Source organism: Levilactobacillus hammesii DSM 16381 (assembly GCF_001434395.1).
In the GTDB taxonomy this organism is placed as follows: domain Bacteria; phylum Bacillota; class Bacilli; order Lactobacillales; family Lactobacillaceae; genus Levilactobacillus; species Levilactobacillus hammesii.
This window is the reverse complement of the sequence record NZ_AZFS01000006.1, coordinates 137,717-153,025: the sequence shown is the minus strand read 5'-3', so window position 1 is coordinate 153,025 and position 15,309 is coordinate 137,717. Positions and strand designations below refer to the sequence as shown.

Below are 15,309 nucleotides of genomic sequence, written 5' to 3'. Positions count from 1 at the left end.
TCAAAGGTCTACCTAAGTGATTACCGAAGTAATCAGCTTAATTATCATATCATGTTACTGATTTGATGTCAACAAGAAGTTTGATTTAACAACGTTTCTCGCTGATTGGCTGTCTTAAATGCGACAACTTAACCACTATATCATGTCATCTAATCATCTGTCAACAAGTAATTTCAATCTTTTAAATTGGTCTAGGCTTGCTGACTCACATGACAACGGATATAACTATACCAAGCGAGAAGCCCGCCGTCAATGGAAAAAGCAAATAAAAAACGGCTTTTTTTCAAAGCCGAATGGCATGTATCAAAACCGACATTTTGATACGGGTAGACCGTGTGTTTCCTGTCTAGGTATCTATAATGGTTCGTCCGCTTTTCGCAAAGCCGGCAGCACACTCGCCATTAGAGCGACAACTACCACCCCATTGACCAACGCACACACTAAAAATAAGACAGAAAAATCCTGTGAAGTCCCAATAATCAGTCCACCCATAACTGGGCCAACCGCTTTCCCCAATGAGGAGAAGGCATTGACTAAGCCCTGATACTTGCCTTCATTACCAATTGTGTAGGCATTGATCAATGCGGGAACCCCTGGCACATAGATCGCCTCGCCCAACGTCAGTAACGTCATCGCTAAGAACAAAGCCAACACACCCGTTGTACTACTTAATAGAAGAAACGAGCAACCAATGGCCCCCAATCCCAGAATGATTTGCGCCGGCAACGTCTTGATACGACTGACTTTAGTCATCAAAGACTGTACGACAATCAGCAAGATCCCGTTGTACACCCACAAATGGCTGTAAAGGCGAATGCTGAATCCCTGATTTTGAATATAAACCGACACGTTACTCATCCATTGGGCATAGGTCAACCACATCAAGGTCAAGCTCATCAGTACTAACCCAATCTGTAGCACTCCCAGCGGCCGCCGCTTGGCACGCCCCTGAGTGGCAGTTGAATTGGCTGTCGTTTTTCGTGCCGGGCGAATTAACCGATCGGCGTATTTTACCCACAATCCGGTAGCCAAGACATAACAGACTATTAATAGAAAGAAAATGGGTTGCAGACTGTGTTGAAAGAGGACGCCAATGCTGGCCGTCCCAACCACAAGGCCCAAGTTAATGAAGATATATAACACATTAAATACCCGGCCGCTCCCCTGACTCAGTTGCGCGGCCATAGCCGTGATCAGCGTTAGCATGCCACCGGTCAATAGACCAAAGACAATCAGAACCACCGGATAGGCTAACCGTCCGTTCCAAAAGAATCCCGCAACGGCATCCACCACCAGACCACCCAGTAGGCATAATCCCACCCGTTTCGCCCGAAACCGATCCGTTAGAACCCCACCGAGATAGCCACCTAACACGTTAAATCCAGAATATATCGCTAGAATCAGGCCACTAACGACTAGGCTCAGTTTTAAATTATTATGAAGATAAATGGTCGTCAATGGCCACATCACGCTGTAGGCTGTGTTGACCAACAACCCTAACACCAGTAATGGCCATAAAGAACGAACAAGCTTCCACATTCTAAATCCCTCCCTGCAATACCCATCAGTCTATCATGTTTCCCCGGGGGTCCGAAACCACCCCTGCCCCGAAAAAATAAACCATTTTATATTAAACCGTTTTCATTTCCGTCCCAGGCCCAACTTGACCTGAGCATTTCTGGTTTTTCCTTATTTAACGGGCGATTGGGCTTGCTTATTGACTGAAAATCAACTAAATTTAAAGGAGGTCTGGATTCATGACATTTTTTTGAATCAATACTTAATAGGAGGACACAACATGGGTAACAGCAAAAATAATAATGCCGCACCGACCGATCTGAATGATCAGATGCAGGTTCGTCGGGATAAAATGAACAAGCTACAAGAACAGGGCATCGCGCCTTTCGGTCACCGCTTCGATAGAACTGACGACAGTCAGTCACTCACTGAAAAATACGATAAGTACGACAAAGAAGAGTTGATGGAAGACAAACATTATGTTGCTGTTGCGGGTCGGATTACCGGTAAGCGTGGCAGTGGCAAGGCCGGCTTCATCGATTTGCTCGACAGAACTGGTGTTGTCCAGGGTTACGCCCGTCAAGACGAACTGGGTGAAGACAAGTACGCCCTCTACAAGACGCTTGACTTGGGTGACTTTATCGGTGCCAAGGGTTACGTCATCAAGACCAATACCGGTGCCTTAACCTTACGTTTCACTGACTTTGAATTCTTATCCAAGGCTTTACGGCCACTGCCAGACAAGTACCATGGTCTGACGAACCCTGAAACCATCTACCGTCAACGATACCTGGACTTGATCTCTAACCACGATAGCTTCGATCGCTTTATCAAGGTGACCCAAATCAAGAAGGCCATCCGTGAATACTTAGATGGCGAAGGCTATCTTGAAGTTGACACGCCTGTCCTACAAACGGAAGCTGGGGGAGCTGAAGCACGGCCATTCGTGACCCACTCTAACGCCTTCGACATTCCTTTGTACCTGCGGATTGCTACGGAACTTTACCTGAAGCGCCTGATCGTGGGTGGTATGGAAAAGGTCTACGAACTGGGCAAGGACTTCCGGAACGAAGGGACCGACTTACGGCATAACCCTGAATTCAACATGGTTGAAGTCTACACGGCTTACGCTGACTACACCGACGTCATGGACTTAACGGAAAACATCTTCCGCTACGTGGCCAACAAGGTTAACGGTTCCGGCAAGCTGACTTACCAAGGTAAGGACATTGACCTGGACAGCGACTTCAAGCGAGTTCACATGGTTGACGCCGTGAAAGACGCTACCGGAATTGATTTCTGGCAACCAATGTCAGACGAAGATGCACGGAAGATTGCCGAAGAAAATGGCATTCACTGCGAACCTTACTGGAAGGTCGGCCACATCATCAACGCCATCTTCGAAGAAAAGGTTCAAGACAACCTGATCAACCCAACGTTCATCTACGGTCACCCCGTTGAAATCTCACCATTAGCTAAGAAGAACCCTAAGGACCCTCGGTTTACCGACCGGTTTGAGCTCTACATCAATGGTGATGAATTCGGGAACGCCTTTACTGAATTAAACGACCCAATCGACCAAAAGCAACGGTTCGAAGCCCAGGATACCGAACGGGCAGCCGGAAACGAAGAAGCACATGGGATCGACTCCGACTACATCGAAGCAATGGAATACGGTATGCCGCCTACTGGTGGTCTGGGAATCGGGATCGATCGGATGACGATGTTACTGACCGACTCCGCATCCATTCGCGATGTGATGCTCTTCCCAACCATGCGGCCAAACGACTAATCCGAAAAGAGGCAATTGCATGAGAGTAAACCAGTTGATTGCGCTTCTCCAAGAACACAACCTGTATCAAGGAACAACGCTATCTGACGATGCCACCTTTGATGGGTTAGCCTATGACTCCCGCAAAGTTAGCGCGAATAGCCTCTTTGTTTGCAAAGGATTTAATTTTTCCGTGGACTACCTGCATCAAGCCATTGCCAACGGGGCAACCTGTTACCTCGCTGAAAAGGACTACAACCTGGTCACGCCCGGCATCTTCGTTACCGACGTTCGCAAGGCGCTGTCGTTAGCAGCTCAGCTGTACTTCGGCTTCCCGCAAAATGACCTCTTCGTCATCGGTTATACCGGGACCAAGGGCAAGACGACGTCCACGTATTTCACCCGCAACATTCTTGAACAGACCTTCCCTAAACAGGTCGCGATGTTCTCAACGATCAATCACATCTTGGGACCCAAGCCCGAAGATCAGTTCAAAGCCCACCTCACCACGGCGGAATCATTCGATATCTTCCGTGAAATGCGGCAGGCGGTGGACAACGGTCAGAAGGTCCTGGTCATGGAAGTGGCCTCACAGGCTTACTTGCTAGACCGGGTTTACGGCCTTAGATTCAATGTCGGGTTGTTCCTAAATATCTCGCCGGACCATATCGGCGTCAACGAACACCCCAACTTCGCCAACTACCTCTTCTGCAAATTACAGTTGATGTTGAACTCGGACAACTGCATCATTGACGCAGATACCGACCATTTTGACGAAGTTCTGGCAGCAGCTAAGGTTTCCACGGCACCCGACCACATTTTCACTTATGGTGTCGATCAGCCCCAAGCAACCGTCTCGCTAACCAGTGATGCCGCCACGTTAACCGACAGTCAGTTCAGTCTGACCGTTAACCGTGACGATGATCGGTTAGCGCCTCTGGCAGCCACGTACAACGTTTCCGTGCCTGGCGACTTCAACCAGAGTAACGCGACGGCTGCCATTCTAGCCAGTCTACTCGCCGGCGCTCACGTGACCGACATGCAGACGGGTCTCGCCAACACCACGATTCCTGGTCGGATGGAAGTGTTGACGACGCAGCGGCACGGCACGGTCTACATTGACTACGCCCATGACTGGGGCAGCATGAACGCGCTCCTGCACTTCCTACACGCCCAATTCCCAGATCACCAAATCAAGGTGGTCTTGGGAAGCACCGGCGATAAGGGTGAGGACCGCCGCGAAGGCTTTGCCAAGGCGCTCAATGATTACGCTAACGTGGCCTTCCTGACCACTGACGATCCGGGACACGAAGACCCCATCGCCATTGCCAAGGAAATCGATAGTTATATCGACCACACCAAGGTGCAAACGACGTTAATCCCCCAACGGGAAGACGCCATTCACCAGGCCATTGCCACCGCGACGAATCATGACCTCGTGATTCTCGCCGGCAAGGGCCAAGATGCTTACCAAAAGATCAACGGCATCGACACGCCCTATGCAACCGATCCAGTCGTTGCTCAGGAAGTCATCGACGAACTTGAAGCTTAGGTGATACAAAAGGACGTCTCAGACAGTTATTGTCTGGGACGTCCTTTTGACTTATTCTTAGCGTTTCTTACGACGATTCTTGCGCCGTTTTTGACTGTATTTTAAGTGCTTGGCTGGCCGTTTCTTTGTCAACTGCTGATCCGTGGTAAAGAGTGATCGACCGGCTGCGGGATGCGCGTTCAAATAGTCCTGCGTAAAGGCATCAACGGCCGCGTAATCGTTGGCATCGATACCGGCACGGCGCATGGCGGAAGCGAGTTCTTCATAGAAGTTCTCCAGCTTGGGATTGTACATGGTGACCAAGGCGGTGTGATTCTTCGCCACCCATTCCAACAACTGATCCCCCTGCTTTAGCTGATGTTGGGTCTCTAGGTAACTAAACAGCGTCGTCAATGCAAAAGGTACCAGATTAAAGAGGGCCGGCACCCGATCCTTTTCATCCAAGAGATGGGTGAACGGACCAAACATGATGGACGAAATCGCCTCAGCATCCCAATCGGCGGGCTGTCGCTGCTTCCCCGTAATCATCAACTCGGCCGTGGTGTGAACGATCGTCACAAAGTATTGCCGGTCTTGCGCATTTAAATTGGTCACTTCCGGCTGCGTTCCCATGTCTTGTAGCCACGTTTCAACCAATGCCACCACACCTTCATAGGCCTGTTGGGCATCATCGGTTTCCGCATGCTTTTCGACTAGCGCCGGCCGGGCCTGTTTGAGTGCGGCTAACAACTCAGCCAAATTTGGAGCTGCCTGTGCCTTAAAGTAGGCCGTTAATACGGGAACCACGGCCACGTAGTACACGTGGGGCCGATCAACCAGTGTGGGTAAGGCCGCTAACGCCCCTACCACTTGTTGGGCGGACCAGGCGCCCACGCCCAGTTCAACGGATTGCCGTGCCTGCGCCACATCATTTAAGATATCCTGGGCATACTTCTGCTGATTGGCGGATAACCGTCCTAAATGCGCCGGGGTCAAGAACTCCGTGGGCGTCATTAGTTCGGCTGTTGCTTTAGATTCTTCCATAACTACAATTCCCCTATCTGTCTTGAATTCCAACTCCCATTATAAGCGATGACCGCCAGAATGGAAAATACGATCGCAAGACTTAGATTGGCAGCTATGCCGAATCACGAACGAATACGAAGCCGCGAGTTGATCATGACGTTGGTCATTACCGCCCTTATTTCCTTAAGAAAAGCCGAAATCTCACGCTTACCGCGTCTAAAACCAAGACAAATTTCATAAAGTCGGTTATATTAAGGGTTCGGATACTTATCGGAAAAAAGGAGAACGAATTGACATGGCAGAAGAAGTTGTAATTGTTAGTGCCGCGCGCACCCCTATCGGTAAATTTGGCCGCGGCTTTCGGTCAGTCTCTGCGGTGACCTTGGGCAGTATCGCCGCGCAGGCTGCCGTCACGCGCAGCGGTCTTGATCCCGCCATGATTCAGCAAACGATCTTTGGGACGGTCCTCCAGGCTGGACTCGGCCAGAATGTGGCTCGTCAGATTGAACTTAACGTCGGCCTGCCAGAAACCAGTACGGCAATGACCATCAATCAGGTCTGCGGTTCTAGTCTCAAGGCCATCCGGTTGGGACAAGCGGCCATTTTAATGGGCGACGCCGATGCCGTTTTAGTCGGTGGCACGGAAAGCATGAGCCAGGCCCCTTACCTAAACAATCAATCACGTTGGGGCCATAAATTCGGTGACGTCACCCTGACAGACAGCCTGACGCGAGACGGCCTGACCGATGCTTTTACCAACATTCCCATGGGAATTACCGCGGAAAACGTGGCCGAACGTTTTAACGTCAGCCGTGAGGCCCAGGATGCTTTCGCCCTCGCCTCCCAACAAAAGGCCGTTCAGGCGCAGGAACATTACCGCTTCAATGACGAAATCGTCCCGGTCCCCGTGGGTGATGACCTTGTCACTCAGGATGAGGCCGTTCGGGCCAACACTTCACTGGCAAAATTAGCGGCCCTACCACCTGCCTTTCGCGAGGATGGGACCGTCACGGCCGGAAATGCCGCTGGACTGAATGACGGTGCCGCCGCCATGGTTCTGATGCGGAAGTCGGCTGCCCAAGCCGCTAACATCCCCTACTTAGCCACCTTAACCGGTTATCATGAGAATGGTATTGACCCTGACATTATGGGTTACGCGCCCGTCTATGCCATTCAGGATGTCCTGGATCAACACCATCTGCGCGTGGACGATATCGATCGGTTTGAAGTTAACGAGGCCTTCGCTGCCCAATCCGTTGCCGTGGCCCGGGATCTCAAATTACCTAGTGAGCGACTCAATGTCAACGGTGGGAGTATTGCCCTGGGCCATCCGCTGGGGGCATCCGGCACGCGGATCGTGGTCACCCTGCTACATGAGCTAATTCACAGCGACCTGCATCGCGGCCTAGCCGCCATGTGCATTGGCGGGGGCATGGGCATTGCCCTGTTGATTGAGCGCGATTAGTCGCGACTATGGCTCCTTCTGGTATAATGACGACAACGACTCAGAAAAAGGAAGCGCGCCATGTTAACTACGGATTTCGACGTCAAACTCAAATTAATTATTCTAGCAGTAGTTGGTCTGCTGGCCCTGGCCGGTGTTCTAGGCTACGTTTACCATCTCGATCACCACTTTAATCGCCGCCTCGTTGGGGTGATTGCGGTCATGATTGTTTTGGTCTTCGCCCTAATTTCACTACTCCTGATTCATCACTAAAATGTTTGTAAAAAGCACCACCGCAATGGCTCTTGGTCGTTGCAGTGGTGCTTTTTTACTAGACCTGTAATGTTTTTTTCGGAACCACCACAAGACTCCCCGTGGTTAACAGATACAGATACTGCGCCAGAACCGGTTGCCCCGTCATCTGTTGCAGGGCAGCGGCGTACAAGTTCACCTGACCACTATAGCGGTCGATGATTTTGGCGGTACTCTGTTCAACAGCGTCCACATTAACGTGATCCGTCTTGTAATCAAACAGGGTAATTCCCTCTGCCGTCTGCAAATAACCATCCACGATCCCATGGACCAGCACTTGCGAGTCGGCTTCCTTAAAGTCCTGGAACAGGCTCTTTGCCGGCATCAACAACGAGAATGGCACCTCACGATGTAGCTGATCGGGATGCGCCAGAATCTGCTCGCCGACTGGCGTGGTAAAGAATTGCAAGATGAGGTCGGCACGCACCTGTTGTGCCACCGCCAGTGTCAGCACCTGATCGGCAACCAGCCGATCAATCACGGCTTGAATCGATTCCAACGTAGGCGGCACGGTCACATCTAACTGCTGCAGGACCAAATGCGTCGCGGTCCCAATTTCAGTTGGGAGTGGTGCCCGCACCGTCTGCAGAAATGCTGGGCGTGCAAAGTCATGGGTGACGAATCGGTGACCACGTTGGCCATTGCCCACGGGTTGATACTCACCCAGGGTAGCATTGTCCGGATCCTCGAAAAGCCGTTTGGCCTCCGAAACCGATTGGTAGGCCGTCGTCTGGGTTGCGGCCTGATGTGGATAACTAAAGTCCATGATCTGATGAATCGTATCCACGTCAATATCTGTAGGTGTCTCGGTAGCATCAGTAGTTGCTTGCGGCTCATTGGCGGCAATCCAATCGTCTGTCGTTGACTGGGCCGTCGTTAAGGAGCCCAAGTCAGCGGCCTTCACGAAGCGCACGCTGAAGTTAGCCGGATCACCCGCCAACGCGGACAATGCGGTGTCTACCGGTTGATCATCCACCTTGAACTTGGCGTCTCGAACCAGACACATCCCAATCCAATCCAGGTAATTTGCCGCCGTTGTTTTCTCCCGCAAGGTCGCATTTAAGACCAGATTGGGACTCTGGAAGGCTTGTTGCCAGGTGCTCAAGGCCTTTTCCTTCGTCGTATGGGAACCTACGATGTAAACCTGCGATTCTGCCCGCGTCAACGCGACGTAGAGCTTCCGCATTTCCTCAGCGAGACTGGCCCGTGAAATGGCTTGCGCCGTCACCATCTTCTGCAGACTGGGGGCCTTGACCCGGCTATCCGTATCCAGGTAGTCGATCCCAATGCCCTGGCGGCCACTCATCACGTAATTGCCTTGTTGGTCCTGTCGATTGAATTTACGTGACGCATCCATGATGAAGACGACGGGGAATTCCAGTCCCTTGCTCCCGTGAATGGTCATGACGGATACGGCATCTTCGGCCGATTGAACCGGTGCACCGGCCAAATCATCATCCCGTTCCTGGAGGCGCTCCACAAAACGTACAAATTGAAACAGGCCCTTAAAACTACTGTGTTCGTAGCCCTGCGCACGTTCATATAAAGCATGTAGGTTGGCCTGCCGCTGTTCACCAGCGGGCATCCCTCCTACATAGTCCAAGAATCCCGTGTCCTGATAGATTCGCCAGATCAAGGTGACCAGCTGATTTTGACGGGCAATATCCCGGAAAGTGTCGAGTTGTTCAAGAAAATGCCCGATCTTTTCATAAAGCTCCTGCTGGAAATCACTGGCATTCTGGGCCGGATAACTTTGTTGGAAATGCAGCAGGGCCTGGTAGTAGTCCCCGGTCCGTTGATTGATCCGCAAGGCGGCCAACTGGTTTTCATCAAGCCCCACGATTGGTGAGCGCAGAACGGCCGCTAACGGAATGTCCTGATACGGATTATCGATGACTTTTAATAACGCCATCATGATCTGAATTTCGGTTGTTTTGAAATAGCTCTGCGCGTCATTAACGACCACCGGAATACCTAACCGGCGGAGTTCATCGGTAATAATCAGGTTGTTCGTTCGCGTAGGTGTCAGCAAGGTAATATCCTTGTATTGCATCGCCCGTACTTCCCGGGCATCCCGATCATAGATGGGCGTCTTTGCCGCAATCAGTTCCTGGATCTTCTGACCGGCAACCAAGACTTCTCCCTGGTGCTTGTTATCCACCTGAAACTTCTCATTCATGGCTTCCTGATCATCGTCAGCGCCAGCATCCGCCTGCTCATCCGTCAAATAGACCAACAATTCAGCCGTACTGGTGACCTCATCGGGATAATACGTCGCACCGAACTTCAACTGCGCCGCACCCGTATAGTCGATCTCACCCAACTGGCGATCCATCAGCTGCTTAAAAATCAAGTTGGTAAAATCATCCACATTTTTCATGGAGCGGAAGTTTTCGGCCAACACAATCAGACTACCCGACTGCGGGTCGGTGGTATAGCGATCCGTCTTGTCCATAAAGAGCGTGGGATCTGCTTGCCGGAAGCGGTAGATAGACTGCTTAACATCCCCCACCATAAACAAGTTCCCGGCCGGGGCTGGTTTGACAATCGCCGTCAAAATCGCTTCCTGTAGACCGTTGGTATCCTGATACTCATCGACCATGATTTCCGCATATTGTTGCCGGAGCTGGGCCGCGACTTGCCGCGACTGATCGGTATCCTGCGTTAAAATCTTTAGGGCCGCGTGTTCCACATCGGCAAAGTCAAGCACGTGCCGCCGTTGCTTCTCAGCCATATAGGCGTGCCGAAAGACCTTAACGACTCGGGCCAATTCTCCAACCAATTGACCAGCTGCCTTAATCGTAGTCAGGGCCCGTTCCTCCGACTGCACCAGGTAATTCTTCTTCAGGGATTCGAGCTCTTTACGTGCCGGGTCATAATACGTGGTCTTTAACTGATTATAAACGGGAAAATCTACCTTATTTTTCTGATAAATCGTCGGCATCTTCCCCCAGCTAAAGTTGTTCACGGCCGCTCTAAGCGCATTCCAACTGCCATGGTCCACTAGGCCTAAGATTTCTTCTAAACTGCTAATCAGTGGCCGTAAGTGGTCAGATTGCTTGGTTAAATTGGCTTGATCGGCCAATTGCTGGGCACTGGTCAAATCGGCCTTCACCTGCGTCACTTGTTCCGTCAATAGTGGCTGTAATTTATCATGATAGAACGTGGTTGCCGTTAACTGATCACCATCCAATTGATAGGGAACTGTCAGCCCATCCAACCATGCCTCCGGATCAGCGGTCGCATTAGCAAACGTATTCGTCCGTTGCACCAGTTCCGCTAAACCATCATCGCCACGGTCGCCCGAAAAGTTCTCCGTCAACTGGGCGAATAGACTGGGGGTTCCGGTGGCCAGGAGTTGATCCTTTGCTGGTGCCTGTTCGCCATCGGCATACAGTTCCTCTCGAACATCGGCCCAAACCTCATCCCGCAAGAGGGCATTCTCCGTCTCATCAGCCAGGAGCCGAAAGACGGGGTCAAAGTCAATGACGTAGTAGTAATGCTGCAGGATGCGCAAACAAAAGGCATCGAGCGTACTAATATCGGCGACTGGCAGCTGATTCAATTGGCGTAAATAGAACCTCTGTTGCGCACTATCACCTTGACTGTTCGCGAGTTCTTGCCGCAACGCGGTCTGAATACGATCACGCATTTCGGCGGCCGCTGCCTTGGTGAAGGTCACAATCAGGACTTCATCAATGCCTGTTCCCGCCTTTAGCTTCTCGATCACCCGCTGAACGAGGACACGGGTCTTCCCAGAACCGGCCGAGGCCGACACCAATAGATTATTACCGGCATCATGAATGGCTTGATCCTGACTTGGCGTAAAACTAAATTTCGCGCTCATTAGCGTCCCCCTTTTCCAATTCTTCCTTGATTCTCTTCATGACATCGTCCCGTTTGAGGGGCTGTAGATCCCGGTAGTTATTCTCCGTCAACAAGGGATCAAACTGCATAATCGATTTGTACGGTGAATACTGGAGCGCCGTTTTACTCTGCTCACGTGTCGGTGCCAGATCAACCCGACCATCAAAAATTTCATTGGCAGCCCGCTTAATTAAGCCCTCCGTATGCTGTAACAGCAGATCCAGTTCATCCGGTTTCACTAACATCTTGCCATATGAGGTGTAATTGCCCTTAACTCCCCGGTACAATCCCCGGAAGAGAAGTGAATTTCCGTGGAAGTCTGGTGAGTCAAACAACGAATCAAGGTTGGCGAGTAAGTCTGGATCATCCAGCAATAAGCCTTGGTACTGTTCTGCCTTCAATAGGGCTAGCATTGGATCTTCGTCCAACACATCGGTTGCCCGTAAGATTGGATTCTGCAGGTGCAGATAGACGGCTCCCGCCAATTCGGCCCGTTGGACATCAGCCTCTGAACCCGCCAACAACTCGGGAAGATTCTTCTTAACCGCATCCAAGTAGGTCAGCATTTGCATGGCCTGTCCATAGTAAGCCTCTTGATAACTGAACTTATGCTCTGAACTCTTATAATCCACGATTCCCAGATAGGTTTTGCCCTTGGCCCCATCCTGCGCATCCACCTGTAAGGCATCCAGACGATCGATCCGACCACGGACCGTCACCTTGTGCTGATTTCCCAGATCAAATGACAACGGGGCTAACCCGTTGGGATCTCCGAGGCCAAATTTAACTTCCATTTGTTTGGGCCGCAACTTGGTTCGACTACTCTGCTCCCGCATGGTTTTAGCCATCTGACGCATCGTTTTGATCAGTTGGGCACGAATATAGCGCATCCGCGCGGACCGTTCCAAAATGGCAAACTGTGGATTGACCGTCGTGTCTAAAACCTTCTTAATCGCATCGTCCGTCATTTCACGCAGCTGCTGGTCATCGAAGTCAGCCAAATCGAGGTGTTCGTCCTTGACCTGATTCATCAAGCCCTCCATCGTGGCGTGGAAGAATTCACCGGTGCTGGCCGGCGACAAGTCGAAGACGTCTCGTTCCTGTAGTCGTAAGCCATATTTCAGGAAATAAGCATACGGATTGGCATAGTACTCCTCTAATTTTGAAATCGAGGTGTTGATCTTCTGCCCATAGAGCTGAATGACCGTATCGTTCGTTAATTTCGTTGGCACGTTCTTATAGGCCAAACTTCCCATTAGCTTGGCGGTCAACTCACCGTAATTCCCATCTTGGCGTAGTGTTCGCCAAATGTACGACCACGGTTGCGACAGGGTAACCCCGCGCAACTGCCCATCATGACCGGCCTGAACCAAGTGACGCAATGTACTCCGCCGCGTTCCGATGAATGGTAAAATAGCCGTCATTTCAGCCGTTGGCGTCGTCGCTGCCGTAATCACAGGGAGCTTAAAATACTGCCGAATTCGTTCCACGTACGGCGAAATTTGTAGGCCGTTACGAGCATCGTCACTCGTTGCCGGATAGCTGAAAATCAAACGTTCACTGCCACTCAAAAAGGCTAAGTAATTCAGGTAAGGTTCCCCAGCCAGCTGGGTCGCCGCATCATCCCGCAAATAGCTATCCTCATCGACTGCCTGTAGCTGTTCACTCAAGTCTCGCCGATCGTTATCTGCCAACAGTCCGGTTGGAATCTGATCATCTGGCATGTCATCGGCGGTCGCCCCCATTAAAAAGGTCACTTTGCGATTATTTGCCTGAACGATTCCGCTTTCCGTAATGGTGACTTGGTCCAATGTAGAGGGAATCTGACTAAACTTAGCGCCGGCAAAGCCCGACTGCAAGAGTGCTTGGAAATCCTGCTGTTTAAAGGGTAAGGGGCCCAGAATGCTGTGACACTCGTCCAACATCTGACAGAATGTGGCCCACGTCTGTTCCGGTTGACCCGCCCGCATGAGATCCCCGGCCGCAATGGCTTGATCCCGCCAAGCCATGAGGCGTTCACTCACACCTGCGTTTTCTAAGAATTGATACAGTACCGTTGCCGCATCCGTATAAGTCTTAGCGGCCTTCATCCGTGCAAAGAACGGAGGCAAGGTATCCTTAACGAAGTGGCGGATCAAATTGATCTGTGCGCTGACCCGATCGTTACGTGACGTCTGAACTTCATCGTCTTCGGCGGCAAATCGCAGGTAAACCCAGTCTTCCTTTTGTGTCCACCAATTTTGACTCTCAAAGCCGTTCTTCAAGACGAAGTTTTCGGTCAACGCTAGTGCTTGTCGATATGCCGGGAGCGCCATCGGCTGCCCGTCGTCATCTCGTGGTAACAGCAGCTCTGACTTCAGCACGCGGAACACATCCGCATAGCGGAAATTCCGCCGACTCACATCAAAGAGTGCGTTAATCAGCTCAACAAAGGGATGATCTGCCATCTGGACATCCGCATCATCAAAGTAAGGGATCTCCTGCGCCTTAAAAATCGGATCGATCACCGTTTGGTAGTGGTCCAAGTGGCGGGCCATCACCAAAAAGTCCTGGTAGCGATACTGCCCACTCGCGACCAGCTGTCGAATCTGCGTGGCCACCCTAGAAACTTCGACATAGCGATTACTGGCCTGAACCACCTGAATATGGGTTGGCACTTGTTGGGCCGCTTGGGGTTGGGGCGTCATTGAACTGGAAGCTTGCCAAAACTCGTCCAGCGCCAGCAAATCAGCCGCAACACGCGGTTCCTGCGCCCGCTGATCGGTGATAACTGGCACAGAGGCTGCCCGCGCAATACTGTATAACTGATGATAGAGCTTCCCGGATTGAAAGAATAAGTTGGTTGCGTCCGGCGCACTCTGGGGATAGCCCTTGTCCAAATTGAGCGCAACCGTTACACTAGCCGCCCGTTCAATTAGGGCCGCCGTGAGTTTGCGTTCCTGGGCGCTCAGCTGAGAGAAGCCTTCTAAGTAAAAGTGTGCGTGACTTAAGTCTATTTTGCGCGTTAAAAAATCCGCCAATTGATTTAACAGATCCGTATTTTCGACGTATTTCCCCATCATTTGTTGCTCAAAAGCATCGTAAATAATCATCAAATCATGCAGTTTGGCTTGTAGGTCCGCATTGGTCGTGGTCATTTCCGAAATTGCCGTCATCAGATCCGCCGCCGTGACCTGTCCCACCTTAAGCTCGGCCAGCTGAGTGGTCAATTGGCTGACAAACCCCGGTCGATCCACTTCTCCCCGAAAAACGGTCAGTTCATCGGCGTGGCTCTGCACAATTTGATAGATTAACATGTTTAGACCGGCCGTGGAGATCCGTGGAAGCTGATAGACGGGTTCATTTTTCATGAAGAACCACGCCAACCGCGTAAACGAAAAGACTTGAACCTGGGTCTGCGCAAACAGGGCTTGATCTGGCGCAATCTGCTTCTTTAAAGCCGCAAGAACATCCACTTCGGTCTCAAACTTAATATGGTTGGGAACCAGGTAGTAGCACTGATCTGTAGGCTGCGTCGTCAGCTGGTGGGCCATCGCCGTCACCATGGGGGTACGATGATCGCGTCCCGCGCTGCCCAGAATAAATTGTAAACTCATCTGCCAACCTCCTTATTATTAATCGCTTGGTTACTTCTCAATTATAAACTAGCAAAGCGACACAATTTGTCCGAATTTTCTGATCTGAAAACTTCCGGCAACAAATTATTTTCTCCTCGTCACTTGATTATATTTTAGCATAAAGTCAGCCGAAAGCGAACGTATGTTTGCCATAAATTTTGTTGTATCCCGGGGCTTCCCACAGATTAGTCGCCAACCGAGAGCACACGTGCTACACTTAGAT

General features: G+C 51.1%; 8 protein-coding genes. 4 read left to right on the top strand and 4 right to left on the bottom strand.

From position 1 onward, the window contains the following. Positions 1–354: 354 nt before the first annotated feature. On the bottom strand, positions 355–1,539 hold the full coding sequence (locus FD28_RS00810; RefSeq protein WP_057731593.1) for an MFS transporter: 1,185 nt from the start codon (positions 1,537–1,539) through the stop codon (positions 355–357). Between the two features lie 259 nt (positions 1,540–1,798). Here FD28_RS00810 and lysS point away from each other — a divergent pair, with 259 nt between their 5' ends. Then, positions 1,799–3,310, top strand: coding sequence for a lysine--tRNA ligase (lysS, locus tag FD28_RS00805; protein WP_057731590.1), 1,512 nt, complete (start codon positions 1,799–1,801; stop codon positions 3,308–3,310). A 19-nt stretch (positions 3,311–3,329) separates the two neighbouring features. After that, positions 3,330–4,841 (top strand): UDP-N-acetylmuramoyl-L-alanyl-D-glutamate--2,6-diaminopimelate ligase, encoded by a 1,512-nt coding sequence (locus FD28_RS00800; RefSeq protein WP_057731587.1) that lies wholly within the window; start codon positions 3,330–3,332, stop codon positions 4,839–4,841. 57 nt (positions 4,842–4,898) lie between these two features. Here FD28_RS00800 and FD28_RS00795 read toward each other — a convergent pair whose 3' ends face one another. Next, positions 4,899–5,864: a hypothetical protein gene (locus FD28_RS00795; RefSeq protein WP_057731585.1), complete on the bottom strand. Its 966-nt coding sequence runs from the start codon at positions 5,862–5,864 to the stop codon at positions 4,899–4,901. Positions 5,865–6,141: 277 nt separating this feature from the next. Here FD28_RS00795 and FD28_RS00790 point away from each other — a divergent pair, with 277 nt between their 5' ends. Together FD28_RS00790 and FD28_RS00785 are read left to right on the top strand one after the other, a co-directional pair. Beyond that, positions 6,142–7,311 carry a thiolase family protein gene (locus FD28_RS00790; RefSeq protein WP_057731582.1) on the top strand — a complete coding sequence of 390 codons (1,170 nt, stop codon included), beginning with the start codon at positions 6,142–6,144 and terminating at the stop codon, positions 7,309–7,311. Positions 7,312–7,371: 60 nt separating this feature from the next. Then, positions 7,372–7,563: a hypothetical protein gene (locus FD28_RS00785; RefSeq protein WP_057731581.1), complete on the top strand. Its 192-nt coding sequence runs from the start codon at positions 7,372–7,374 to the stop codon at positions 7,561–7,563. 58 nt (positions 7,564–7,621) lie between these two features. On the opposite strand, the gene addA is transcribed toward FD28_RS00785, so the two are convergent. Beyond that, on the bottom strand, positions 7,622–11,449 hold the full coding sequence (addA, locus tag FD28_RS00780) for a helicase-exonuclease AddAB subunit AddA (protein ID WP_057731578.1): 3,828 nt from the start codon (positions 11,447–11,449) through the stop codon (positions 7,622–7,624). Beyond that, positions 11,433–15,065 (bottom strand): PD-(D/E)XK nuclease family protein, encoded by a 3,633-nt coding sequence (locus FD28_RS00775; RefSeq protein WP_057731576.1) that lies wholly within the window; start codon positions 15,063–15,065, stop codon positions 11,433–11,435. The genes addA and FD28_RS00775 overlap by 17 nt, the downstream gene beginning before the upstream one ends. Positions 15,066–15,309: the final 244 nt, after the last annotated feature.

Excerpts from the sequence above, each read along its gene's own strand:
- FD28_RS00800 (WP_057731587.1), top strand. The coding sequence starts at position 3,330 with ATGAGAGTAAACCAGTTGATTGCGCTTCTCCAAGAACACAACCTGTAT.
- addA (WP_057731578.1), bottom strand. The coding sequence starts at position 11,449 with ATGAGCGCGAAATTTAGTTTTACGCCAAGTCAGGATCAAGCCATTCAT.
- FD28_RS00775 (WP_057731576.1), bottom strand. The coding sequence starts at position 15,065 with ATGAGTTTACAATTTATTCTGGGCAGCGCGGGACGCGATCATCGTACC.
- FD28_RS00785 (WP_057731581.1), top strand. The coding sequence starts at position 7,372 with ATGTTAACTACGGATTTCGACGTCAAACTCAAATTAATTATTCTAGCA.
- lysS (WP_057731590.1), top strand. The coding sequence starts at position 1,799 with ATGGGTAACAGCAAAAATAATAATGCCGCACCGACCGATCTGAATGAT.
- FD28_RS00790 (WP_057731582.1), top strand. The coding sequence starts at position 6,142 with ATGGCAGAAGAAGTTGTAATTGTTAGTGCCGCGCGCACCCCTATCGGT.
- FD28_RS00810 (WP_057731593.1), bottom strand. The coding sequence starts at position 1,539 with ATGTGGAAGCTTGTTCGTTCTTTATGGCCATTACTGGTGTTAGGGTTG.
- FD28_RS00795 (WP_057731585.1), bottom strand. The coding sequence starts at position 5,864 with ATGGAAGAATCTAAAGCAACAGCCGAACTAATGACGCCCACGGAGTTC.